The 24406-nt window shown below is 41.3% G+C and carries 20 protein-coding genes, 1 tRNA gene and 2 pseudogenes; 4 read left to right on the forward strand and 19 right to left on the reverse strand.

Annotated features, from left to right (window positions below):
* Positions 1–58: 58 nt before the first annotated feature.
* The 6 genes from FTU70_RS00575 to FTU70_RS00600 all read right to left on the reverse strand — a co-directional run bounded on the left by FTU70_RS00575 (position 59) and on the right by FTU70_RS00600 (position 5750).
* Complete coding sequence (locus FTU70_RS00575) at positions 59–841, reverse strand: M48 family metallopeptidase (RefSeq protein ID WP_004971571.1); 783 nt, start codon at positions 839–841, stop codon at positions 59–61.
* A 156-nt stretch (positions 842–997) separates the two neighbouring features.
* Positions 998–1306 carry a hypothetical protein gene (locus FTU70_RS00580; RefSeq protein WP_004971573.1) on the reverse strand — a complete coding sequence of 103 codons (309 nt, stop codon included), beginning with the start codon at positions 1304–1306 and terminating at the stop codon, positions 998–1000.
* 238 nt (positions 1307–1544) lie between these two features.
* The gene (locus FTU70_RS00585; RefSeq protein ID WP_004971574.1) at positions 1545–2864 is read right to left on the reverse strand and encodes an adenylosuccinate synthase; all 1320 of its coding nucleotides are present in this window, start codon (positions 2862–2864) and stop codon (positions 1545–1547) included.
* Between the two features lie 69 nt (positions 2865–2933).
* Positions 2934–4100: an ATP phosphoribosyltransferase regulatory subunit gene (locus FTU70_RS00590; protein WP_096901061.1), complete on the reverse strand. Its 1167-nt coding sequence runs from the start codon at positions 4098–4100 to the stop codon at positions 2934–2936.
* Between the two features lie 165 nt (positions 4101–4265).
* Positions 4266–4580 (reverse strand): hypothetical protein, encoded by a 315-nt coding sequence (locus FTU70_RS00595; protein WP_004971580.1) that lies wholly within the window; start codon positions 4578–4580, stop codon positions 4266–4268.
* 135 nt (positions 4581–4715) lie between these two features.
* Positions 4716–5750: a type I glyceraldehyde-3-phosphate dehydrogenase gene (locus FTU70_RS00600; protein ID WP_004971581.1), complete on the reverse strand. Its 1035-nt coding sequence runs from the start codon at positions 5748–5750 to the stop codon at positions 4716–4718.
* 462 nt (positions 5751–6212) lie between these two features.
* Between FTU70_RS00600 and alaS the strand changes: the two genes are divergently transcribed.
* The 3 genes from alaS to csrA all read left to right on the forward strand — a co-directional run bounded on the left by alaS (position 6213) and on the right by csrA (position 10757).
* A complete protein-coding gene (gene alaS, locus FTU70_RS00605; protein ID WP_171062554.1) occupies positions 6213–8906 on the forward strand; it encodes an alanine--tRNA ligase in 2694 nt (897 codons plus the stop codon).
* Between the two features lie 65 nt (positions 8907–8971).
* The gene (locus FTU70_RS00610) at positions 8972–10252 is read left to right on the forward strand and encodes an aspartate kinase (RefSeq protein WP_004971586.1); all 1281 of its coding nucleotides are present in this window, start codon (positions 8972–8974) and stop codon (positions 10250–10252) included.
* Between the two features lie 250 nt (positions 10253–10502).
* Positions 10503–10757, forward strand: coding sequence for a carbon storage regulator CsrA (csrA, locus tag FTU70_RS00615; protein WP_180059818.1), 255 nt, complete (start codon positions 10503–10505; stop codon positions 10755–10757).
* 156 nt (positions 10758–10913) lie between these two features.
* Here the strand turns inward: csrA and rnhB are convergent, their stop codons facing one another.
* Both rnhB and FTU70_RS00625 read right to left on the reverse strand, forming a co-directional pair.
* Entirely contained in the window at positions 10914–11495 is a 582-nt protein-coding gene (gene rnhB / locus FTU70_RS00620; protein WP_004971591.1) for a ribonuclease HII, read from the reverse strand.
* A 94-nt stretch (positions 11496–11589) separates the two neighbouring features.
* The gene (locus FTU70_RS00625; RefSeq protein ID WP_004971594.1) at positions 11590–11976 is read right to left on the reverse strand and encodes a hypothetical protein; all 387 of its coding nucleotides are present in this window, start codon (positions 11974–11976) and stop codon (positions 11590–11592) included.
* 511 nt (positions 11977–12487) lie between these two features.
* On the opposite strand from FTU70_RS00625, the pseudogene FTU70_RS00630 reads away from it, so the two are divergent.
* Positions 12488–12923 (forward strand): annotated as a pseudogene (locus tag FTU70_RS00630) (cytochrome b).
* A gap of 105 nt (positions 12924–13028) precedes the next feature.
* On the opposite strand, the gene FTU70_RS00635 reads toward FTU70_RS00630, so the two are convergent.
* The 11 genes and pseudogenes from FTU70_RS00635 to efp all read right to left on the reverse strand — a co-directional run bounded on the left by FTU70_RS00635 (position 13029) and on the right by efp (position 24355).
* Positions 13029–14030, reverse strand: a complete 1002-nt coding sequence (locus FTU70_RS00635) for an adenosine deaminase (RefSeq protein ID WP_180059821.1) — start codon at positions 14028–14030, stop codon at positions 13029–13031.
* A 99-nt stretch (positions 14031–14129) separates the two neighbouring features.
* Positions 14130–15452 (reverse strand): NCS2 family permease, encoded by a 1323-nt coding sequence (locus tag FTU70_RS00640; RefSeq protein ID WP_096901065.1) that lies wholly within the window; start codon positions 15450–15452, stop codon positions 14130–14132.
* Between the two features lie 418 nt (positions 15453–15870).
* On the reverse strand, positions 15871–16050 hold the full coding sequence (locus tag FTU70_RS00645) for a hypothetical protein (protein ID WP_004971601.1): 180 nt from the start codon (positions 16048–16050) through the stop codon (positions 15871–15873).
* A gap of 116 nt (positions 16051–16166) precedes the next feature.
* Positions 16167–16703: pseudogene (locus FTU70_RS00650) on the reverse strand (ABC transporter permease); the annotation flags it as partial.
* 225 nt (positions 16704–16928) lie between these two features.
* Positions 16929–17005: transfer RNA gene (locus tag FTU70_RS00655), tRNA-Val, on the reverse strand.
* A 32-nt stretch (positions 17006–17037) separates the two neighbouring features.
* Positions 17038–19065: a DUF3488 and transglutaminase-like domain-containing protein gene (locus FTU70_RS00660; protein ID WP_179996194.1), complete on the reverse strand. Its 2028-nt coding sequence runs from the start codon at positions 19063–19065 to the stop codon at positions 17038–17040.
* 5 nt (positions 19066–19070) lie between these two features.
* The gene (locus FTU70_RS00665) at positions 19071–19979 is read right to left on the reverse strand and encodes a DUF58 domain-containing protein (RefSeq protein WP_180059823.1); all 909 of its coding nucleotides are present in this window, start codon (positions 19977–19979) and stop codon (positions 19071–19073) included.
* A gap of 7 nt (positions 19980–19986) precedes the next feature.
* Positions 19987–20946 carry a MoxR family ATPase gene (locus FTU70_RS00670; RefSeq protein WP_096901148.1) on the reverse strand — a complete coding sequence of 320 codons (960 nt, stop codon included), beginning with the start codon at positions 20944–20946 and terminating at the stop codon, positions 19987–19989.
* A gap of 157 nt (positions 20947–21103) precedes the next feature.
* The gene (locus FTU70_RS00675; RefSeq protein WP_004971610.1) at positions 21104–21409 is read right to left on the reverse strand and encodes a YbdD/YjiX family protein; all 306 of its coding nucleotides are present in this window, start codon (positions 21407–21409) and stop codon (positions 21104–21106) included.
* Between the two features lie 10 nt (positions 21410–21419).
* A complete protein-coding gene (locus FTU70_RS00680) occupies positions 21420–23519 on the reverse strand; it encodes a carbon starvation CstA family protein (RefSeq protein WP_180059825.1) in 2100 nt (699 codons plus the stop codon).
* Positions 23520–23785: 266 nt separating this feature from the next.
* Positions 23786–24355: an elongation factor P gene (gene efp / locus FTU70_RS00685; RefSeq protein ID WP_004971615.1), complete on the reverse strand. Its 570-nt coding sequence runs from the start codon at positions 24353–24355 to the stop codon at positions 23786–23788.
* Positions 24356–24406 lie beyond the last annotated feature (51 nt).

The following is a 24406-nucleotide window of genomic DNA, read 5'->3' on the forward strand; positions in this document are numbered from 1 at the left end:
AAACCATGCGCATCTTTTTTGTGTTTTATCTTAACCAGTTGAACTGGCTGAGGTCATCTTAACGACGACTTTGGTTATATAGCGCTTGTGCTGCTGGCAAGTTTTTACGCATTGCTTCAATACGCTGACTGTTCGATGGGTGAGTCGATAAGAAGGACGCACCGCCGCCACCTTCAAGCTTGTTCATTTTTTCCCAAAGGGTAATTGCAGCTTGTGGGTTATAACCTGCACGCGCCATCAGCATTAAACCACCCTGATCGGCACGACTTTCCAAATTACGTGAATATGGCAAGCCAATCCCAATTTGGGTACCCAATTGCGCTGCTGCTGCACCCAATTGACCAACGTTATTGCCTGCCGCACTTAAACCTACGTTCAAGGCAATATTGGTTAAAGCCTGTGCACCAATTTTACTTTTCGCGTGTTCTTCTAAAGCATGCACCATTTCATGCCCCATAATTGCGGCAATTTCAGCATCAGTTAAATTCAGTTTATTCACAATACCAGTGTAGAACACCACTTTACCACCAGGTGCGACAAAAGCATTGACTTGATCAGACTTAAGTACCGCCAATTGCCACTGGAAAGGCTGACCTGTTTGGTTCATTTGATTGGCATGTGGAATCAAACGCTGAAACACAGTATTGATACGTTTATACGTGGTGGAGCTTGTGTCTAACTGATTTTTATTGCGTGCGTCTTGCACCATTTCATTATAGCTTTTGGTAGCAGTTGCATTTAAGGTCGCAGTATCTGCACCCGCCATGTCTGCAACAGTCGTACACCCTGAAACTGTGATTGCGCCTGCGGCACATAAACTTAACATCAGTTTTTTGTTCATTATAATAATCTCCGCCTTGCGAGCTATCTTCATACCAATCAATTATATGAAATCAATTCAAGGCTTTAAATCTATAATCACTTCATAAACATATCATTTATGTAAACAACGCCTAAGCTGTGTACAGATTGTATGTCTGAGCGATCAATCACTACCCTAGTAAAGAAATTGATAACACAACCAAAATACTAAACAGAAAACATTTAAACCCAAGTAAATTTTAGACACTACTTCTACTTTTTCTTCCATTTCTGGATTTTTGCGTTTGTAGAGTAGGTAAGCATTTTGAATCAGAATCAGTGGCACCAAAATACAGGCAAAAATAACGCTTAAACCAATAAATGCCTGATACATAATATTCGGATCATGCTTTTGCGATAAAATCAGCATCATGGCAATGGTCGGTGCACCGCCCATCGCAAACAATAAAGAATAAAAAATCGTACTGGTAATATTTTTATGCATCCTGCATAACCTTAATTAAATTTAATTTTCTAAAGCCATTGTAACAAGCCACCCTGCTCTGCACAGCGCCAGTCATCTGCAACTTTAGTCTTGAAAAAACAACTCACTCAGCATCATCTATAATGTTTCCAAAAATGAGTCGCTATTGAAACTGAAACAACAGCAATAAAAAGCCCCATCATTTAGACAGGGCTGAATACATCATCAGAGCTTAAATGCTATGCTAAAGCACAACGACTTAAGCATCAAATGGATGACGTAATACGATAGTTTCTGCGCGGTCTGGACCTGTAGAAATAATGTCGATTGGACATTCAATTAACTGCTCAAGACGTTTGATGTAGTTCACTGCATTTTCAGGCAATTGTTCTACACTGGTCGCGCCCACAGTTGATTCAGACCAACCTGGCATTGTTTCATAAATTGGCTTTAAGTTTTCGTATGCAAGCGCATCAGAAGAACCTACACAACCTGAATCGGTATTTTCATAACCTACGCAGATTTTGATTTCTTCTAAACCGTCCAATACGTCTAACTTGGTCAAGCAGATACCAGACAGTGAGTTTACATCGACTGAACGACGTAAAATTTCGGCATCAAACCAACCACAACGACGTTGACGACCTGTAGAAGCACCGAACTCGTGACCCACAGTACCTAAGTGTTTACCAATCGCATCACCTACGTCATTTGCTGCGTCATACACCAACTCAGTTGGGAATGGGCCTGCACCTACACGTGTGGTATAAGCTTTGGTAATCCCTAAAACGTAGTCTAAATGTAATGGACCTAAGCCTGAACCAGAGCTTACACCGCCCGCAGTTGTATTCGATGAAGTCACATACGGATAAGTACCGTGGTCAACATCAAGTAATGAACCTTGCGCACCTTCAAACATAATGTTGTCACCGTTTTTACGGTAATTATGAATTTCAGTCGTTACATCAACCACTAATGGTGCAATCACTTCACGCCATTGGTCACATAGCGCTAAAACTTCATCTAACTGAACTGCTTCAACACCGTAGTATTGTGTCAATTGGAAGTTGTGATAGTCCAATAATTCAGTCAATTGAGCGCGTAGTGCTTCACCGCCACGAACCAAGTCAGCAACACGAATCGCACGACGTGCAACCTTGTCTTCATAAGCTGGGCCAATACCACGACCTGTTGTACCAATTTTGGCATTACCACGTTTTTTCTCACGTGCTTGGTCAAGTGCAATGTGGTTCGGCAAAATAAGCGGACAGTTTGGTGAAATACGTAAACGCTCTTTCACTGGCACGCCTTCTTGTTCCAAAATACCCATTTCTTTAATGAGTGCTTCAGGAGAAAGTACTACACCATTACCAATTAAGCACAGTACGTTTTCACGTAAAATACCTGATGGAATGAGGTGTAATACAGTTTTCTTACCACCAACCACGAGAGTATGGCCTGCGTTGTGTCCGCCTTGATAACGAACGACTGCCGCCGCCTGATCTGTGAGCAGGTCGACGATCTTACCTTTACCTTCGTCGCCCCATTGGGTACCAAGTACCACAACATTCTTGCCCATAATAGCCTCATTACATCATGCTGTTAAAATTGAAAACCAAGACCTGTAACATGAAACATGCCTTGGCGATTAAATTTTTTCGACTGTCCACTCACCATTTGCAAGAACCAATTGGTGCGTTGCGTATGGAACCGAGTTTAAATCATCATTACCCAACAATTGAATTACACTAAAGCCTTGCGCACGTGTGTTTTGAATAGCAGCAATTAAATCAGGTTGTGAGCCTTTAGGCGCAACAACAACAGACGATGATTCAAAACGACCTGCACTTAATACAAACAAGTCACAAGAGAAACCTGTTGCAGGGCGCGCACGTCCGAAATGCTGACCAATGCCATCATAACGACCGCCTTGTGCCAATGGTGCAGCACGATTTGGCGCATACACTGCATACATTAAACCTGTGTGATAGTGATAAGAACGCAGCTCAACCACATCAATACCAATATGCAAGTTTGGCCAACGTGCCTGAATTTCAGCTTGTGTTGCTTTCACGGCTTCAAACGCTTGCTTAAATTCGGTATTTTCCAACACATCAGCACTTAAATGAGCCTGCAAAGCAGTTAAATCACTGGCATAGCGACCTAAAGCATAAAAATCTGAACCGAAATTTAAATCTTGGGTAAATTCTGCCAATTCAGGCAATGCTTTACGCTGATATAAATCTGACAATTGACGTTCAGTGGCTTTGCTTAATTCTGCTTGTTTAACCAAGCTACGGAACAAGCCGACATGACCCAAGTCTAAATGCACACCTTCTGCCAAACCTGCTTCTTTTAGCAAGCTGAGCATCAGATCAACCATTTCTACATCGGCATCAATGCTGTCTGAACCAAATAACTCTGCACCCAATTGCAATGGTGCACGTGTGGTATTAAAACCTTGTGGTTTGGTATGTAAAACCGTACCTGCATAGCAGTAACGTGCAATGCCATCTACAGGATGTACATGCGCATCAATACGCGCCACTTGTGGTGTCATATCGGCACGAACACCCAGCAAACGACCTGAAAGTTGGTCGATCACTTTAAATGTGGCAAGGTCTAAATCTTGATTCGATTCTGAAAGAGAAGATAGAGATTCAATGTATTCTATGAATGGCGTGTACACCAACTGATAACCTCGAGATGCGAGGAAATCCAGTGACTTACGACGCAAGCTTTCAATCACTTGCGCTTGTTCTGGTAATACATCAGCTACACCATCAGGTAATAACCATGTCTCTGAAATGGGCATGTTGTAAACCTAAATTCTTGTTTGCGCGGAACGAATCCGCATAAAAAAATCGGGAGCACACCCGATTTCTCCTAGTTTAGCATGATACTTTTGCTCATGCACCTGACTTTTTCTGAAATATGCGGTAAAAAAATATGAATACACCACATCTTTCAAAGCCATCATTTAAAAGTCCTGATTTGATTTCACCGCCTTTGCCAATAAACTGACCAACTCAGCATTTTGCATTTCAAGCTGTGCGGTTTTTTGCACGGTTTTATCGAGTGCATCTTGCTGAACCTGCATCTTTTTGGCCAAATCTTGCATAATCTCCAACGTCTTTTTTAGATGCTCTTCTAAATGTAATACTTTTTGCTCGACTTGCTGTTGATGCTGCACATCACTGCTGCTGTCTGCCTGATTTTTAAACTGCAACCAAATCAGAAAAATGACGGCAAGTGCCAGCAAAAAAATAAATCCCCACAATAAAATAATCATCATGCCACTACTCTATTCAAATTTTCTATGCAAACTTTGTTATATCAATCAGTGAATTAACCGTGAATACGAAGTGTAAAATCTGTCATCACTATTACACGCTTTTCACACTTTGTATATGTCTTAAAAAGTAGCCGCTTACACCGCCCGCTGACTAAAAGATTCACACAAATCTAGTAAACGGTTGGCATAACCCCACTCGTTGTCATACCACGCAAAAACTTTGGCTTGATGACCCACGACCATGGTTTGACTTAAATCGACAATTAAAGAATAAGGTGAATGGTTAAAGTCGCTCGATACCAAAGGCTCATCGGTCACTTGCATAATTTCGGCATAATCATGCGCTGCCGAAGCACACAACACCTGATTCAATTTATGCACCGTAATTGGCGACTGAGAAATAAAAGTTAAATCAATGGCTGCAACATTGATGGTCGGCACACGAATCGAATAACCATCTATCCGATCTGCCATTTTTGGCATGACTTGTTTTAAAGCACCTAGGGCAGAAGAAGTTGTAGGAATAATATTTTGTCCTGATGCACGCGCACGACGTAAATCGCGATGCGCCTGATCCAATACAGTTTGATCGGCTGTGACTGCATGAATTTCAGTCATTAATGCGGTATCAATTCCAAAAGCGTCATCAATAATTTTAACCAGTGGTACTAAAGCCTGCGTGGTGCAAGACACACTGGAAATAATTTGGTCAGTATTTTTGACTTCGTGATGATTGACACCATAAACAATCGCAGCATCTACAGTATCGAATGGTGCAGCGCCAATAATCACACGTTTGGCGCCCGCAGTAATATGCTGCGTTGCCGCCTCGCGGGAACGAAACAACCCTGTGCATTCCAATACCACATCTACATTTAAAGCTTGCCACGGCAACTGTGCAGGTTGAGCCTGATTCAACACCTGAACTTTTAATTGCGCCAAACCTGCAGAAATATTCAAAAAAATCTGTTCATTTTCAAGGCTAATTTCCACCTGCCCTTTAAAACGACCATGGGTACTGTCGTATTTAAATAAATGAACCAAGGTTTCTACATCGGCAATGTCATTTATGGCGACGATTTCAAAATGAAAGTCTTTGGGATTTTCAAACCAAGCCCGCAGCACATTGCGCCCGATTCTACCAAAGCCATTGATTGCCACTCGTTGCATGACCGATCCTTTCATAATGAAATCAAAATTTAAGCACAGACTATGTTAATAGATTTTGAGGCCTTACTGAAAAAAATCAGATCAATTCTGCGAATTTTCACGCAATTTGTTGTTTAATTCGGCAAATCAAAAATATCAGCTTTGACTTTCTAGCTTACATTTACGTTTTCTTAAATTTTGTATTCTACTTTATGGCAGTTCGGCATACTCCGTGACCTACAGTAAACGCTTACTTTGAATGTAAATGTTCATCATCTTCTATTGCAAAGATTTATTCTGCGTAATCGCAACCAAGTTTGCGTCAGAATTGTCATCTATTCACACTAAAATGATTGGTGATAATGGCTTTTTCCGTTATAATTTGGCGTTTTTAAAATTTTAAGCCTGCATGACAGCAAAAGAATTATTTTTGTCAGACTGTCTTGCGTTTAGCCCAATCGGAAATTATGGAGTGACTTGGTTGTGAGTACTCGTTTTATGACATCAGCTGAAATTCGTGAAGCATTTTTGCGTTACTTTGAATCGCAAGGGCATACACGTGTCGCATCGAGTTCTCTAGTACCCGCCAATGACCCAACCCTGTTATTTACCAATGCAGGTATGAACCAGTTTAAAGACTGTTTCCTTGGGTTAGAAAAACGTGATTATGTACGTGCTGTATCGTCACAAAAATGTGTGCGTGCAGGCGGTAAACATAACGATTTAGACAATGTGGGTTATACCGCACGTCACCATACTTTCTTTGAAATGTTAGGTAACTTCTCGTTTGGTGATTATTTCAAACGTGATGCAATTAAATTTGCTTGGGAATTTTTAACCAGTGAACAATGGTTAGCGCTACCAAAAGACCGTTTATATGCCACGGTTTACCACACCGATGATGAAGCATTTGACATCTGGAACAAAGAAATTGGTTTAGATGCTTCTCGTATTATCCGTATTGGCGATAACAAAGGCGGCCAATATGCTTCAGACAACTTCTGGGCAATGGGTGATACAGGTCCTTGCGGTCCGTGTTCTGAAATTTTCTATGATCATGGCGATCATATTTGGGGCGGTTTACCAGGCACACTAGAAGAAGATGGCGACCGTTTCATTGAAATCTGGAACAACGTATTCATGCAGTTTAACCGTACTGCAGATGGCGTATTGCACCCACTTCCAGCACCGTCTGTAGATACAGGCATGGGCTTGGAGCGTATTTCTGCAGTATTGCAACACGTCAACTCTAACTACGAAATTGATCTGTTCCAGCACTTACTCAAAAATGCAGCACAGATTATTGGTTTAGACACGACTGCTCTTGAAGTAACTGCACAGCAAACTGGCAAGCCTGTAGACTACCCTGCTTCACTCAAAGTAGTTGCTGACCACGCTCGTTCTTGCTGCTTCCTAATTGCCGATGGCGTGAATCCATCGAATGAAGGTCGTGGTTATGTATTGCGTCGTATTATTCGTCGTGCAGTACGTCACGGCAACAAGCTTGGCGCAACAGGTTCATTCTTCCACAAAATGCTTCAGCCTTTAATTGAAGTAATGGGTCAAGCTTATCCTGAACTTGCAGCAAATCAAGCGCGTATTGAAGCGCAACTTCTAAAAGAAGAAGAACAATTTGCCAAAACGCTTGAGCAAGGTTTGAAATTGCTTGAGGGTGAATTGGCACAGCTTAAAGGCTCGGTCATTCCTGGTGAAGTGGTATTTAAACTATATGACACTTACGGCTTCCCAACAGATTTAACGGCAGATATTGCACGTGAACGCGACTTGACCATTGACGAAGCAGGCTTTGAAGTTGAAATGGCAGCGCAACGTCAACGTGCACGCGATGCAGGTAAATTTGCAGTTGACTACAACTCAATTGTAAAAGTTGAAGGTGAAACTCAATTTGATGGCTATGACGCAACGACTGGTCAGGGTCAAATTGTGGCTATTTATAAAGATGGCGAACAAGTCGATGAAGTAGTTGAAGGCGATGAAGCTTTAATCGTACTCAATCAAACCCCGTTCTATGCAGAAAGCGGTGGTCAGATTGGTGATACAGGTCTATTCAAAAACGAAACAGGTATTTTTGAAGTTCAAGACACCAAAAAATCTGGCGGTGCTTTTGTTCATCAAGGTATTGTTACCATGGGCAGTTTAAAAGCTGCGCAAGCGGTGGAAGCGATTGTAAAAGCAGACATCCGCGAAGCTACTGCACGCAACCACTCTGCAACACACTTATTGCACGCTGCCCTACGTCAAGTTTTAGGTGCACACGTACAGCAAAAAGGTTCGTTGGTTGCTTCTGATATTTTACGTTTTGACTTTGCCAATGACCAACCTGTGTCATTTGAACAATTGCAAGAAATTGAGCGTTTGGTAAATGCAGAAGTCATTGCCAATACCGCAGTTTCTACTGAATTACTGGATATTGAAGCAGCCAAAGCCAAAGGCGCAATGATGCTATTTGGTGAAAAGTATGGCGATGAAGTTCGCGTACTTTCTATGGGTTCAATCATTGAAGATAAAAACTTCTCCATTGAACTTTGTGGCGGTATTCACGTGAAACGTACAGGTGATATTGGTCTGTTCAAAATCATCTCTGAAGGTGGTGTTGCAGCTGGTGTACGTCGTATTGAAGCAATTACAGGCAGCAAAGCCGTTGAAGCCGTTCAAAAAACTGAACGCGATATCAACAGCATCAATGCTTTGTTGAAAGCACAAAAAGACCAAACTTTAGAAAAAGTGAATACATTGGTCGATACAGCATCTAGCCTTCAAAAGCAGATTGAACAGCTCAATCAAAAATTAGCGCACTTCCAAGCAGCTGAACTTTTAAGTCAAGTACAAGAACTTGCTGGACGTACCACGCTCATTACCACTGTACAAAATATGGATGCAAAATCACTGCGTAATTTGCACGACGGTGTAAAATCCAAACTCGACCAAGCAGTGATTGTACTTGCAGGTGTAGAAGGCGATAAAGTCAGCTTAATCGCTTCTGTTGCACCAGACTTTACTGCTACGATTAAAGCAGGAGACATCATCAAACACTTGGCTACAGAACTAGGTGGTAAAGGTGGTGGTAAACCTGATTTGGCACAAGGTGGCGCGCCACTTAACGAGAACTTTGCAACGGTGATGGCAGGTTTAACTGCTTGGCTTGCGGCAAAATAATCTCACTTTTTGTGTAACTGACCCTGAGCAGGTAAATTCAGGGTCATGGCTTATATGGAACAACTATGGCACTAATCGTTCAAAAATATGGCGGTACCTCAATGGGTACTCCCGAGCGCATTTTAAATGTTGCTCGTCGTGTGAAGCGCTGGCATGATCATGGCCACAAAGTAGTGGTTGTCGTTTCTGCCATGAGTGGCGAAACCAATCGCCTACTCGCTCTCGCGAAAGCCATTACCGAAACCCCTGATCCGCGTGAATTAGACCAAATGGTGTCTACAGGCGAACAGGTGACGATTTCGATGTTAGCGATGGCGCTGAATTCTATTGGCGTTGCGGCAAAATCACTAACTGGTCGCCAAGTTGGTATTCAAACTGACAGCGCATTTACCAAAGCACGTATTGAAGCGATTAATACTGACGTGTTAACTGAAAACCTAGACGCAGGCCGTGTGATTGTGGTTGCTGGTTTCCAAGGTTTTGATGCTGAAGGTAACACCACTACTTTAGGTCGTGGTGGTTCTGATACTTCTGGCGTTGCGCTTGCTGCTGCATTGAAAGCCGATGAATGCCAAATTTATACTGACGTAGATGGCGTTTACACCACAGACCCACGCGTTGCACCAAAAGCCAAAAAAGTAGATCGTATTTCTTTTGAAGAAATGCTAGAAATGGCTTCTTTAGGTTCTAAAGTATTGCAAATTCGTGCGGTTGAATTTGCAGGTAAATACCAAGTACCTTTACGTGTATTATCAAGTTTTGATAATGACAATGATGGCGCATTCGACGAAGATTTTAAACAAAATGTCGGCACACTCATTACTACTGAATTGGAAGACAACATGGAACAACCTATCATCTCAGGTATCGCGTTTAACCGTGACGAAGCAAAATTAACTATTTTAGGTGTGCCTGATGAGCCAGGTATTGCATCTAAAATCTTGTCACCTATTGGCGCTGCCAATGTTGAAGTTGACATGATCATCCAAAACGTAGAAGAAGATGGTACTACCGACTTTACTTTTACTGTAAACCGTGGCGAACTTGCCAAAGCAAAATCAATTCTTGAAGCAACTGCCAAAGAAATTGGTGCACGTGAAGTCGCTACACGTGGTGACATCGTGAAAGTATCTATCGTTGGTGTAGGTATGCGTTCACATGCAGGTGTTGCAAGCAAAATGTTTACTGCCCTTGCAGATGAAGGCATTAACATTCTCATGATTTCTACTTCTGAAATTAAAATTTCAGTCATTATTGAAGAAAACTATTTAGAGCTTGCAGTACGTACTTTACACACTGTATTTGGTCTAGATCGTGAAAGCGGTGAGTCTAGCGCACGCGCTTAATACGCCCCTGTCAGAAAATGTAATTGTCTGACAAATTTTGCGAAAAAGTACAAAAAAATAGAGCCACTATAGTTTTTTTTATAGTGGCTCTGTTATATTGAGCAATATGCTTTCATAAATTTTGGCAGCGCTGTATCTTATAAAATAAATAATGATACGTTCCGTTAAAATTTACTGGTTTTTATTTGGTTGTGACTTTTAAATTGCTTTAAAAATCAATGCAGGTTTAGCATTTTGCAAGGAGATAAACATGCTGATTCTGACCCGACGTGTCGGAGAAACATTAATGATTGGGGACCAAGTCAGCGTGACTGTGCTTGGTGTCAAAGGTAACCAAGTTCGTATTGGTGTAAATGCCCCGAAAGAAGTATCGGTTCATCGTGAAGAAATCTATCAACGTATTCAACACGAGCGTGCCATGCATGAGCATTTGCAACATTTAGATCAAGATTATCAACCTTCACTTGAAGAAGATAACTACTCGCAAAATGACTTTAATCGTTAAACGATTAAGGTAATTGAATATAAAGCGGCTCATTTGCCGCTTTAAATTTTTCTGCTGAATGCTTTTTAAAAACTCGCATCATTTCAGAGTTGCTCGCTGATTCGAAGCATGTAAAGACTATTTTACAGGCAACTCAGCACAAGTTTTGCATGAAAATTACTGTGAGTTTTCCATTAATTCTAAAGCTTTACGCACAGGTGCAAAACTACGTCGATGTGCCGCAATCACGCCATGCTGTGCAATGGCTTCAAAATGTGCTTTGGTTGGATAACCTTTATGTTTGGCAAAACCAAATTGTGGAAATGCTTGATCAAGCAATACCATTTCACGGTCACGCGCCACTTTAGCTAAAATACTGGCTGCCGAAATCTCTGCATGTAATGCATCTCCCCCAACAACGGCATCACAAGACATCGCTAAACCCTGCGGAATTTTATTGCCATCGACTAAGACATGCTCAGGTTGAATAGATAAGGCTTCCACCGCACGACGCATCGCCAATAACGACGCTTGCAAAATATTCAGTTCATCAATTTCGGCTGCAGATGCTTCTGCAATTGCCCAAGCCAAAGCCTTTTCCTGAATTTCAACAAATAACTTTTCACGCTTTTTTTCTGTCAGTTTTTTAGAATCATTTAAACCTTCAATCGGGTTATTCGGATCTAAAATAACTGCCGCAGCGACAACAGAACCCACTAAAGGCCCACGCCCTGCTTCATCTACACCTGCAATTTTCATCATCTTTTTCCAGAAAAAATAGGCTGAAATCTTCAGCCTATCTTACGATGCGAGTCACAACGAACCATTTTTAATTTTACAGAATCGGTAAAACTTATCTTACTGCTTCTGCCACACATGCATTAATGGTTCGAGATACTGCATTGCTCACAATGGTTGCACGTGCAGCAGGGTCAATTGCTGCAGTGGCTAAATCTACTGCAGTCACATTTTGTGGTGCTTTTTCACTAACACAACCACAAATTTCCGCTTGAACATTTTGCTTTTGCGTTGGTGTCATAACACGTGTCGCAGTGTGCCATGCAGGAATGTTGTTTAATTCAGTCACACACTTGGCATTAATTGCAATTTTAATCGCCGCCATACCCAATTGTTGAGTTGCTGTCGGTGCAGTTGTCGTTCCTGTAGTAGTACCTGTAGTGGTGGTACATGCAGATAAAACCAAAGCGATAGGTGCCAATACAGCGAGTAGTTTTTTCATGGATATTTCCTGTATTTAATATTCAAGTCATTTGAGTGAAACAATGCCGCTATTGTGCCTAAACTTGTTTGACGAAGGAATAGCTTTTTGCAATTTCTACATTCATGTGCTTAGGCTTAAGGCTAGGGGCTGTTGACAATTTTTCTATGTTTGCGACAACGCATATTTTTTAGCTGATATAAGGCATGAGGTAGGAAATTTAGTCATTCTAAATGACTGACTCATAACGCAATAGCAGCAAAAAATATGCTTGTCCTGAAAGGCTGTGGCTAAAACTTTCTCAGATTGCGTTATGAAACTTGGCAATAGTCTCGCTATTCCCTGCGTTTCATGCCTGATCTGCTCAGTTTTAGCCTACAGCGCAAACTATTTATGAAATATCAACAGCCCCCTCAAGAACGCTATTTTTTTTGCAGCGTTGCAGATTTTCAACACTCCGTTGCAGGTGGATACTTTTTTCGCTACATGCTGTTGTTTAGCATGCAAGCACACTATTCGCCTGAAACACAACATGAACAGTTCTCATTCATATTACACCCATACCGCACAAGTTTTACATTGGCTCATGGCGATTATTTTTATTGGTGATTCGCTTATTTTGGCGTTACACCCACCCTGCGCCACAACTGCCTGACAGCATGTCACCGTTGATGAAAACACTAGCGCATTTAGGACATCTAGGTCTGTATTTTATGCTGATTGCGATTCCAATCACGGGCTGTTTGTTTAGCTGGAGCGTGGGTAAACCTGTGCCTGTGTTGTATTTATTTGAAATTCCAGCCTTGGTGGATAAGAACCCCGAACTATTAGCAATTGTTAAACCTGTGCATACTTATTTGTCATGGTTTGCAGGGGCAATGGTGGTTGGGCATATGCTTGCAGCACTTAAACATCACTTTATAGATAAAGACGATGTATTGCGTAGTATGACGCAACAAGGTAAATAATTTTTAAAGCTTGAGTTTAAAGCGATTCAAATCGTTCTCCCACAAAAAAGCAGCTTAAATTAAGCTGCTTTTTTGTAGTCTAAGCTAATCTAAATTCAGTTTAACTCATCCCAATGCTTGAATTTGCTCAATCCATTTTTGCTTTTCTTCAGCCGAAATAAATGAAGCTTCAAAAGAATTAACCGCCAATTGTTTTAATTCAGCATTGCTTAAATCTAAAGCTTGGCTAATAGCAACAAAGTTATCATTCATATAACCACCAAAATAAGATGGATCATCTGAATTAACTGTCACTTTAACACCCTGCTGCAATAAACGGCGAATGTTGTGCTGTGCCATATCATCTACCACACATAGCTTTAAATTACTTAGTGGACATACCGTGAGCGGCATTTTTTCTGCAATTAAACGCTGCATTAATACAGGATCTTCTTCAGAACGCACACCGTGATCAATACGGTTTACTTTCAGTAAATCTAACGCTTCCCAAACATATTCGGCTGGCCCTTCTTCGCCTGCATGTGCCACGACTAAAAAGCCTGCTTCACGTGCTTTGGCAAAGACACGTTCAAACTTTGAAGGTGGATGCCCGACTTCACTTGAATCCAAACCCACAGCAATAATTTGATCTTTATAAGGCAAAGCCTGTTCAAGTATAGCAAATGCAGCATCTTCGCTTAAATGACGCAAGAAACACATAATTAAATGCGAACTGATGCCTAATTTTGTTTGCGCATCGTCACAAGCGCGTTGTAAGCCATTAATCACGGTTGCAAATGCCACACCGCGCTCGGTATGGGTTTGCGGGTCAAAAAACATTTCGGTATGTACTACACGGTCTTCAGCACATTTTTCAAAATATGCCCAAGCCAAATCGTAAAAATCTTGCTCATGCACCAACACTTGTGCGCCTGCATAATAAATATCTAAAAAAGACTGCAAGTTATGAAAGTTATAGGCTTGTTTGACTTCTTCTACGGACTGATAAGGGATGTCTATTTGGTTGCGCTGCGCAATGGCAAACATCAATTCAGGTTCAAAAGTACCTTCAATATGCACATGCAATTCTGCTTTAGGTAATGCACAGATTAGCTCAAGTTGATTCATGTTCTGTCCTTTTTGCTATTTTATGGGAGAATTTTAAAAAATTGATCAAAATAAAAAAGGGTGCAAACTGAGTTTACACCCCTTTTCAGTTTAAGAATATTAACCGCCAAACATGGCAAATTTTAATGCCCAAAGTGCAGCAATAATCCACACCATATAAGGTACAGACTTGGCTTTGCCAGTGAGTAGTTTAATCAGCGCATAGCTAATAAAGCCCATAGCGATGCCATCGGCAATAGAATAAGTAAATGGCATGAACACGACTGTTAAGAATGCAGGCACGGCTTCGGTGATGTCATCCCAATCAATATGCACAATGCCTTGAATCATCAACACACCCACAAATAACAAGGCAGGTGCAGTCGCAAAACCTGGTACCGATTGCGCAAGTGGTGCCAAGAACAAACAGGCAATAAACAACAAGCCAACAATCACTGCGGTTAAGCCTGTACGACCACCCGCTGCAACACCTGCAGATGATTCAATATACGGCGTTGTTGAAGATGTACCCAATGCCGCACCTGCAACAATTGCAGAAGAATCGGCAAAAAGTGCTTTTTTCAAACGGGGTAATTTACCATCTTGCAACAAGCCTGCACGGTGTGAAACACCCACTAAAGTACCTGTAGAGTCGAATAAATCGACTAAGAAAAATACGAAAATTACGCCAATTAAACTTGCTGTAAATAGACCTTCAAAGTCCATTTGCATAAAAGTAGGTGCAATAGATGGAATTTCACCAACCACACCTTTAAATTCGCTTAAACCTAAAGCTGTTGAAATAGCAGTCAGCACCAAAATACTGATGATAATTGCACCACGTACTTTAAAGTGATGCATTACTACAACCATTAAAAAGCCAAGTAGCGCTAACAGTACTGATGGTTGTTTTAAGTCACCCAAGCCCACCAAAGTCGCAGGATTATCAACAATAACACCTGCATTTTTTAGGGCGATTAAAGCTAGGAATAAACCAATACCACCGCCAATGGCTAGTTTTAATGACATGGGAATGGCATTAACAATGGCTTCACGGATTTTAAACATGCTAATGGCAATGAAAATAATCCCTGATACAAAAACTGCAGCCAAAGCCGTTTGCCAAGGCACACCCATGCCTAAACACACCGAGTAAGTGAAATAGGCGTTTAGCCCCATGCCTGGTGCGAGTGCGATTGGGTAATTGGCAACAATTCCCATCACCAAGCAGCCAATAGCTGCGGCTAAACAGGTGGCGACAAAGACAGCTCCATGATCCATTCCTGTTTCAGATAAAATCATCGGATTGACAATAATGATGTAACACATGGTTAAGAATGTGGTTACACCCGCCAAAATCTCGGTACGGAATGTGGTCTTGTTTTCGCTTAATTTGAATAAGCGCTCAAGCATTCCCGCTGAGGATGGATTAGGAGTCGTCATGACCTAGCCCCTGTAAATAAACTGAATTTGCAGCATGACGCAATTTTAAGTCAGCACTTAAAAGCCTGTGTCAGTTGCGGCAATGGATTTGCCCAATGAGCATGTAAAATTACATGAAAAAGATAAACTTAATTCACAATCAAGCATTTGATTTTATCAAAATCAAAAATTCGGAATGCTAAATAAAAAAGCCGCATAAATTTTATGCAGCTTTGTTCATCTTTTTTTTACTTCAGTCACTCTCAAAAGTAATGCCTTTGAGTTGTGATGAAGCAGTTTCAATTGGCAAATTATACCATAGGGATTTTTTAAAAATTCTAGTTTTTTGAATTAAAGATAAAATTTTACGATAAAGTGAAGCACACAAAAGTGTGATGAATAAAGCAATTACCACACATTATGTTAGAAATTTCTACGCTTATTCTGTGACTTGCAAAATCTGTGGTGTAGCCGCTTCTGTTTTTTCTAGCGATAAATTTGCAGATTCAGTCAAAACTCGGTTCAGTTCTGCCTGCTTTCGCGTTTCCTCTTCCAAGTAAACGAGATAACCTAATAAAACGACCAACACCACCAAAACTGGCACAAGAATGTGTTTCATGTCATTTACTTTTATTGAACAATTTTCATACATATTAGCAAAAATTATGCGCGGTGTAACTCTTAATACGCCCCAGTCAAAATTTGTGCTTCAGCGATCAAACTCAATCTATTACATTAAGCCATTGTATGAATGGTATTTTTAAAACGTTTCCAAGATACATAGAAAAATGTTGTTGCAATTGCGATTAACCATAGAAAGGAAGGCCAGACCACATCCAATCCTGCATTTCGGTATAAAATTGCTTGCGCCAATGTTACAAAATGCATTGTCGTTGCAATCAACATGATATTTTGAATAATTTCTGGCATGCTTTCTCGTGGTGTACTTGCCTCAGACAACATTTGCAAGGGAATCAGAATAAGCATCATCAGCAAACCGAATTGCGGCATCGATTTAGACACGGTTGCCATATATATACCCATTGAGGTTGTTGCAAATAAGGTCAGCAAGGCTCCAAAGAAAAATAACAGCAAACTTCCTTCTATGGGTACCTGTAATGCCCCCTGCACCACTACTTTTAAGCCTAAAAAAGCTGCTAAAAGCACCACAAGGCTCATCGATAAAACCTTTGCCAGCATAATTTCAAAAACCGTGACTAGCATAACCGTTAAATGCTTAATGGTGCCATGTTCTCGCTCACGAATCAGTGCACAAATGAAATGTGGAAAGAGGCTTCAAAGCTCTAGTGCAAAATAAAAACCAATTAGTGCAAAATAAGCCGAAAACTTACATGTGTACACCACTGTGTACATATTTTTAAACTATAAGCGAATTTATGTATCTTTAAGAAAAGCAATAAAAAAGCCCTAAATCGTTATAATTCAGAGCTTTATTACTTATATGAAGTTATGTAACAACATATAATTTTAATGTATTGGTAGGCATATCCAGACTCGAACTGGAGACCTCTACGATGTCAACGTAGCGCTCTAACCAACTGAGCTATACGCCTAAAGTGCTTCGCATCATATTCAGTTTTGATTTTTAAGACAAGTCTTTTCTGTGTTTTTTCAACACATCCGAGCAAGTTTTAAGCAAATCAAAAAACACCTGCTCTGAAACACGGTCATGTTCAGGCGCATAAGAATATTGTTGATAGCACACGCCTAAACGCTTAAATGCCTCTTGTTCATTTGCATCTACCTGCGCTGCTAAACGCTGCATCCACACACTCACTGTTTCTGCATCCTGTTTTTGCAACTGAGCGGGCAATCTTTTAGAAAATTTGTCTAAGGCACGATTTATGCGAGAACCTTGCTGACGTTTTTTCCAAAAAATCCAGCCAAAATACCCTGCTAAGATCATGAGAATACTTGAAACCAACACCGCTGCCAAAGCATAGTTTGAGTGCAGCCCTAAGCGTCCAAACCAGTGACGCTGTGACTCGGCATCATAACCCACGACCTTGCTTTGCCATTGATAACTTGCATAATCACTCCACACCCGTAAAGAACGAATAAAATTAGAATGTTGGTATTGCCACATTTGTGTGTCAGCACCCAAAACGGCCCGATCATCTGCCATTAGGTTTTGCATACCATCATCTATACGTTGAGGTGCAATGATGGCTGTCGGGTCTATGCGTACCCATTGTTGATTGAGCAACACTTCTGTCCAAGCATGTGCATCTTGCTGTCGTACTTCCCAGCTTTGTCCATCGGGTGCAAGTTCCCCACCCTGATAGCCCACGACTACACGCGCTGGAATCCCGACATAACGCATCAATAAGGCAAAACTTGAGGCATAATGTTCACAAAAACCTTGCTTACTCTGAAACAAGAATTCATCGACTCGGTTTTGTCCGAGCATTCCAGGTTTTAAGGTATAACTAAAGCCATTATTGCGATACCACTGCAATACATTCTGCACGTAGCGTTCAGGTTGTTGCTGACTTTGAGCAAACATCTGCAGGGCAAATTGCTGAGCTTTTGGGTCAGATTGCGTCTGTACCTGAACATTTAAACGCTGGCTAAAGCGTCGATAACGCTCGTTCTGTGCATCATCCCCTTGAATACGTGCAGATTCCCCAACCCACTGCAAAGCAATCGGTTGAATCCGACCATTTTGACGCTGTGGCACCATACTCCAATCACGGCGTAACACATAGCCGTGTTGATTCGGTACAGATTTTTCCAGCGCCATAATCCACTGTACACGTGGATCTGCTGCAATATATTGATACTGAAAATCGACTTGCTCTGGCTGTAATTGTGCTGCCTGAACGGGTTGTTGATTGCTGAAATTGCTTGTCCATGTGCGACCATCATATTGATCCAGTACCATCGCCCGCCAATATAGTTTTGAACGTGGCGGCAGTTGCTGCATATTCCCCACAATACGAAATGCCAAAGCAGAAGATTGTGATAATTCGGCAATATCGCCTGGTGACATCGTGTCACTAATACCTGTCACGCCTTTGGCATCAGGAATAGGTACATGCCACAATGGCGGTAAACGTGGAAAGAATAAAAACAATAATAAAAAGAATGGCAAAGCGTATGCGATAAACTTGGCGACATTTTTAAGGTCATGCTTTGCATCTTGGCTGCTCGAATGACGCGACGCATAATCTGAAAATGCACTTTTTTGAATCCGATATAACCCAATTAAACAACTGATTAAACATAGAATGACCAACACGGTCATCCACATGCTTTGGCTGTATAAAAATGAACTGGCGCTCACAAAAAGCGCAAAATTAAATAAAATAATCAGGTCGCGCTGAGTATGACTTTCTAAAGCTTTGGCAAACAAAAAGGTGCTTAATAAGGCAACCCCTGCCTCTACACCAATCAGGCTTTTATAACTCAAATAAATGCTGGCTAAGGCACAACAGGTCAATCCATAAGTCCAAACTTTAGAAATACGCGCTGTCTTGTTTTTATAGTGAAGATACAACAGCAACAACATGAGTCCGAAAATGACACTCAATGCCACAGGGCTAAACAGCATGTGAGCAGCCAAAATTAAGATCAGGCTAAGCAGAATAGATTGCTGAATCGAATTGTGCATGATCATCAAGCCTGTGCCAAAAGAATTTTTGCCTGTTTCAACTGCCGCTCACCTACGCCTTTTTCAAGGGTCGCATGTGGCAAAAACATCGCATAATTCAACTGTTGTTGTTCACATTGCTCGGCCAAACCCATCATCAAACTTAATTTTTCTTCGTGGGTCGGTGCAGGCATGTGTTCATAGTGAATGTCGATACTCTGTTGATCCTGATATTGTTCAAAAACTTTGACATATAAGCTTTGCCCTCGTGCCGCTTGCTTCCACGACACAGCTTGCAAAGAATCGCCCAATTGAAAATCACGCAGCTCACGAAACTCGTCTAAATCAGGTTGAAAGCTGTGTTGATGCTGTTTATTCTCTGCGCTATACATGGCGGCTTTGGGCGCAACCCACGCGGTACGTGTCAAATTCAAATAAGTCCACGCACGTACCAAGCCAAAAGGATAAACCGAATAAATGTGTAAATGAGGGAAATTAAACTGCCCACGTTGCTCCGCAAAAAATGTCAATACATACTGCTGCTGGGTGTCTTGAATAAGAACCTTTTCTAATTGATGATTGGCTTTAATCCATAAATAGCGTGCCTGCGCGACCTCTTGTTTGAAATGCAATTGTAATTGCAATACTTCGCCCACTTGCCCAACTTCAGTAGTCACAATTTCTATCTCTAATTCATGCAACTGCTTAAAGGTCAAATAAAAGCTGATACATAAAATGGCACTGATCAAAAAGCAAAAGCCTAAAATCAGGTTATTGCCATAATTCACGCCTGCAATAAACGTGATCAAAATCAGCACTAAATACAGATAGCCCTGTTGGTAAATAAAAACCAAAATATCTTTTTGTTTTAAGGCCTTGTGTCGATCAAATTTAAAACGTGTCTTGATCCAGTTTTGCCATGCCTGCTTAAACATGCGTGTACTAACTCACTTTAACCTGTTGCATCACATACAAAGTTTCTGCCTCACTCAATCCAATACGATGTGCAGCAACTGCCACAAATACCGCTTGAATATCATCGGCAGTGACAAAACTACGTTGCTCAATTAGAGCATGTGCTTGTGCTGCTTTTTTCAATGCCAAAACACCACGGGTAGATAATCCGTGACGCGCTTTACGGGTTTCTGTGGCTAAGTCGAGTAAGTAATCTAGCGCGGTATCTGACACATAAATTTCCGTGACCAATTGCTGTAAATTTAAAATTTCTGTTTCAGTAAAAATATGGGCCAAACTGGCAATCAGCGCATGTCTGGAGTTTTGTTGCAGCAACATTTTTTCAGCAAAACGCGATGGATAACCCAAAGACAGACGCATTAAAAAACGATCAAGCTGTGATTCTGGCAGCGCATAAGTACCACTTTGAAACAGTGGATTTTGTGTGGCAATCACCCAAAAAGGTTGCGGCAAGCTATAACGCACACCATCCACCGTAACCGCGCCTTCTTCCATCGCTTCCAACAAGGCACTTTGGGTTTTAGGCGAACAACGGTTAATTTCATCTGCCAATAAAATTTGGGTAAAAATAGGGCCTTGCTTAAACTCAAATTGATGTTCTTTTTGATTAAACATATTCACGCCAATCACATCACTGGCCAGCATGTCATTGGTAAACTGAATACGCTGAAATTGCAGACCCGCCAAGTGCGATAAGGCACTCGATAAAGTCGTTTTACCTAATCCGGGTAAATCTTCAAAAAGCACATGCCCGCCCGCCAACAAACAACTTAACGCCAATTTGGTCTGCTGTTCTTTATCTAAAATAATGGTATTAATTTCAGTCAAAAAAGCCTGAATTTTTCCAGCATAAGATTCAATCTGTGCATTGAGCTGTTGCTGCGCTTGCGTCAGTTGTTGTTTTTGAACTTTTTCTGTACCCCAAATCACAGTAAATCCCCTTATCCCCAATAAAAAACGGCGCATGTTTAAACATACACCGTTTTGCTAAATTTCCAAAGAAATCCTCGAGATATTCTAAACTGCCTAAAAAAGTAAGTTTTAAACAGCTCGTATCTCTATACGTTTCCATCGTGATACGGGATTAACACGGACACTTTTTCAAACCACCTTTTGCCGATGGATAACGCGCATCGACACAGTAGCGATAAAAAGTCTTCGGATCCATGGCTTCTAAATCTGGATGATGCTTACGCATGTGTTCCAAATAATTCTGATAATCGGGTACACCGACCATTAAACGAAAACTTTGTTGCAAACGCTGCCATAAAGTAGCGATACGCGACCAGTTTTTCGGATTCAAAATTAAATCCTTTTGCGACATGATGGTCATTTTAATGATGTTGTAAATCACCGTTTTACTCTGTTGGGCAAATTTAAGCTTAATCATGTGCTCACTCCTAATGACCACTATTCGGCTGAATCGTTTCAGGATCACGATAAATCGCTTCAGCTTCATGTACAGTTGGTGTTGGACTTGCCAAGGCACGACGAATCACCCCAATGGCAGCGAACAACATCACAAATGCCACAATCATAAAGAAACCACATAACACGGCATTAATTTGATTGGACATGACAATGGTTTGCATTTCAGTCACTGTTTTTGCAGGTGCTAAAATTTCATTGCGTTGAATTGCAGCATTGAAACGATCTGCTTGCGCCAAGAAACCAATTTTGGGATTGTCGTGGAAAATCTTTTGCCAACCTGCAGTCATTGAAGTAATGAACAAGAAAACTGTAGGGATAATCGTCACCCAAACATATTTTTCTTTTTTCATTTTAAACAGAATCACTGTACCTAAAATGAGCGCCATCGCTGCCAAAATTTGGTTACCAATACCAAATAGAGGCCATAAGCTATTAATACCGCCTAAAGGATCGACCACGCCTTGATAGACGAAGAAGCCCCAACCAGCCACCGCAACTGCTGTGCCAAGCAAGTTACCAAAGAAGTTATGTGAGTTTTTCACTGCAGGAATAACAATACCTACAGTATCTTGCACCATAAAACGGCAAGCACGTGTGCCTGCATCTACTGCAGTTAAAATAAATAAGGCTTCAAATAAAATGGCAAAGTGATACCAGAATGCCATCATTGAGCGGTTATTAAAAATCTCGGTGATGATATGTGCCATACCAATTGCAAACGTTGGCGCACCACCCGTACGTGACAGAATCGAGCTTTCACCGACTTCTTTTGCCAAAATGGTTAAAGCCTCAGGAGTCACTACAAAGCCTAAATTTCGTACCGCTTCTGCTGCACTTTCCACCGTTGTACCTAAAACTGCAGTGGGTGCATTAATGGCAAAGTACACGCCTGGGTCTAGCACCGTGGCACAAATCATTGCCATGATCGCCACGAAAGACTCCATCAACATGCCGCCATAACCAATCATCCGAATGTCTTTTTCGTTATTGACCAGTTTTGGCGTCGTACCTGAAGACACTAAGGCGTGGAAACCTGAAATCGCACCGCAGGCAATGGTAATAAATAAGAACGGGAACAATGAACCCGCAAACACTGGCCCAGTACCATCAATAAAATGGGTCACCGCAGGCATCTTCATTTCAGGCATTGCAAACACAATCCCGACAGCCAAACCTGCAATAACACCAATTTTTAAGAAGGTCGATAAATAATCGCGTGGTGCCAATAGCAACCACACTGGCAAAACTGAAGCAATAAAACCGTAGGCAATTAAACACCACGTTAATTCTGTGCCACTTAAAGTAAATAAAGGCCCCCAGAATGGATGCTGTGCAACATTTTCACCATAAATAATACCCATCATCATCAGGACAAAACCAATAATGGAAACCTCAGCAATTTTCCCCGGGCGAATAAAACGCATATAAATGCCCATGAAAATCGCAATTGGGATGGTGGCTGCAATACTAAATACGCCCCACGGACTATTGGTTAAAGCTTTCACGACAACCAAAGCGAGTACGGCAAGAATAATCACCATCACGCCCAGCGCACCCAGCATGACAATCACACCAGCAAATGAACCCAACTCTTGTTTTGCCATTTCTCCCAAAGAACACCCATCACGACGTGTAGAAATAAACAAAACCAAAAAGTCTTGGACTGCACCTGCCAACACCACCCCGACTAAAAGCCAGATCGTGCCGGGTAAATAACCCATTTGTGCTGCAAGAATAGGCCCAACTAAAGGGCCTGCACCTGCAATCGCGGCAAAGTGGTGACCAAATAACACACTTTTATTGGTGGGCACATAATCTAAACCGTCAGCCAAACGATGTGCGGGCGTTAAGCGTCGCTCATTTAACTCAAATACTTTGGTGGCAATAAATAAACTGTAGAAGCGGTATGCAATGCTATAGACACAGACCGCAGCTAAAACTAACCAGACTGCATTGACGTGTTCGCCTCTACTGACTGCCAATATCCCAAAAGATACTGCACCCAATATAGCGACCAAAAGCCATATAATTTTTGAAGTCAGACCAGACTTCGGTTGAACTGTTTCCATGTCAATCTCTCTTCTTGTTACATTTTTTAAGTGTTACTTTTATTGTCGAGATGTAGCTTTATTTCCTAAATCCTTGGTTGATCCTGCTCCTTTTATTTTGATGTCTGCTGCCCTTACATCCATAGTGTGCGCTACCGTACACTTAAATGGAGCACCAACAGTTTCCTATACTTTTCACCTATTCTTTTACCACATAATCAAATCAACAAAAAAGGGGGATGACGCGAATCATCCCCCTCTTTTACTTATGATTTATCAATAAATCATTATGCGCGTTCTAGGTATTCACCTGTACGTGTATCTACACGAACGCTTTCTTCTTGCTGTACGAATAAAGGAACACGTACCACTGCACCTGTTTCTAATTTCGCTGGTTTACCGCCACCACCAGAAGTATCGCCACGTACACCCGGATCAGTTTCGACAATTTTTAATACCACGAAGTTTGGTGCGTTTACAGTTAAAGGCACACCGTTAAACAACATAATGGTACATTTTTCGTTTGAATCATCTTTTAACCATTTTGCAGCATCGCCCATTGCGGTTTTGTCAGCAGCAATTTGCTCAAAAGATACAGGATCCATGAAGTTCCACATTTCGCCATCGTTGTAGAGGTATTCCATTTCTACTTCTACAATGTCAGCTGCTTCTAGTGAATCACCAGACTTAAATGTTTTTTCTAAAACTTTACCAGAACGAAGGTTACGAAGTTTTACGCGGTTAAACGCTTGACCTTTACCTGGCTTTACATATTCATTTTCCATGATTGAACATGGGTTACCATCAAGCATAACCTTAAGGCCTGACTTGAAATCATTCGTAGAATAATAGGCCATGACTGGCACACTCCAAACTGACTAACTTAACTATTTATGTTACAAAGCAAA

Origin of the sequence: Acinetobacter sp. YH12135, assembly GCF_013418565.1 — a bacterium.
GTDB classification, from domain to species: Bacteria; Pseudomonadota; Gammaproteobacteria; order Pseudomonadales; family Moraxellaceae; genus Acinetobacter; species Acinetobacter towneri.

What these genes read in the sequence shown, in the direction of transcription:
- FTU70_RS00575 (WP_004971571.1), bottom strand. Translation starts at nt 841, where the DNA reads ATGAACAAAAAACTGATGTTAAGTTTATGTGCCGCAGGCGCAATCACA.
- FTU70_RS00660 (WP_179996194.1), bottom strand. Translation starts at nt 19,065, where the DNA reads ATGCACAATTCGATTCAGCAATCTATTCTGCTTAGCCTGATCTTAATT.
- FTU70_RS00645 (WP_004971601.1), bottom strand. Translation starts at nt 16,050, where the DNA reads ATGAAACACATTCTTGTGCCAGTTTTGGTGGTGTTGGTCGTTTTATTA.
- csrA (WP_180059818.1), top strand. Translation starts at nt 10,503, where the DNA reads ATGCTGATTCTGACCCGACGTGTCGGAGAAACATTAATGATTGGGGAC.
- FTU70_RS00680 (WP_180059825.1), bottom strand. Translation starts at nt 23,519, where the DNA reads ATGGAAACAGTTCAACCGAAGTCTGGTCTGACTTCAAAAATTATATGG.
- rnhB (WP_004971591.1), bottom strand. Translation starts at nt 11,495, where the DNA reads ATGAAAATTGCAGGTGTAGATGAAGCAGGGCGTGGGCCTTTAGTGGGT.
- FTU70_RS00665 (WP_180059823.1), bottom strand. Translation starts at nt 19,979, where the DNA reads ATGTTTAAGCAGGCATGGCAAAACTGGATCAAGACACGTTTTAAATTT.
- efp (WP_004971615.1), bottom strand. Translation starts at nt 24,355, where the DNA reads ATGGCCTATTATTCTACGAATGATTTCAAGTCAGGCCTTAAGGTTATG.
- FTU70_RS00595 (WP_004971580.1), bottom strand. Translation starts at nt 4,580, where the DNA reads ATGATGATTATTTTATTGTGGGGATTTATTTTTTTGCTGGCACTTGCC.
- FTU70_RS00590 (WP_096901061.1), bottom strand. Translation starts at nt 4,100, where the DNA reads ATGCCCATTTCAGAGACATGGTTATTACCTGATGGTGTAGCTGATGTA.
- FTU70_RS00675 (WP_004971610.1), bottom strand. Translation starts at nt 21,409, where the DNA reads ATGATTAAGCTTAAATTTGCCCAACAGAGTAAAACGGTGATTTACAAC.
- FTU70_RS00640 (WP_096901065.1), bottom strand. Translation starts at nt 15,452, where the DNA reads ATGACGACTCCTAATCCATCCTCAGCGGGAATGCTTGAGCGCTTATTC.
- FTU70_RS00585 (WP_004971574.1), bottom strand. Translation starts at nt 2,864, where the DNA reads ATGGGCAAGAATGTTGTGGTACTTGGTACCCAATGGGGCGACGAAGGT.
- FTU70_RS00600 (WP_004971581.1), bottom strand. Translation starts at nt 5,750, where the DNA reads ATGCAACGAGTGGCAATCAATGGCTTTGGTAGAATCGGGCGCAATGTG.
- FTU70_RS00635 (WP_180059821.1), bottom strand. Translation starts at nt 14,030, where the DNA reads ATGAATCAACTTGAGCTAATCTGTGCATTACCTAAAGCAGAATTGCAT.
- FTU70_RS00580 (WP_004971573.1), bottom strand. Translation starts at nt 1,306, where the DNA reads ATGCATAAAAATATTACCAGTACGATTTTTTATTCTTTATTGTTTGCG.
- FTU70_RS00625 (WP_004971594.1), bottom strand. Translation starts at nt 11,976, where the DNA reads ATGAAAAAACTACTCGCTGTATTGGCACCTATCGCTTTGGTTTTATCT.
- FTU70_RS00610 (WP_004971586.1), top strand. Translation starts at nt 8,972, where the DNA reads ATGGCACTAATCGTTCAAAAATATGGCGGTACCTCAATGGGTACTCCC.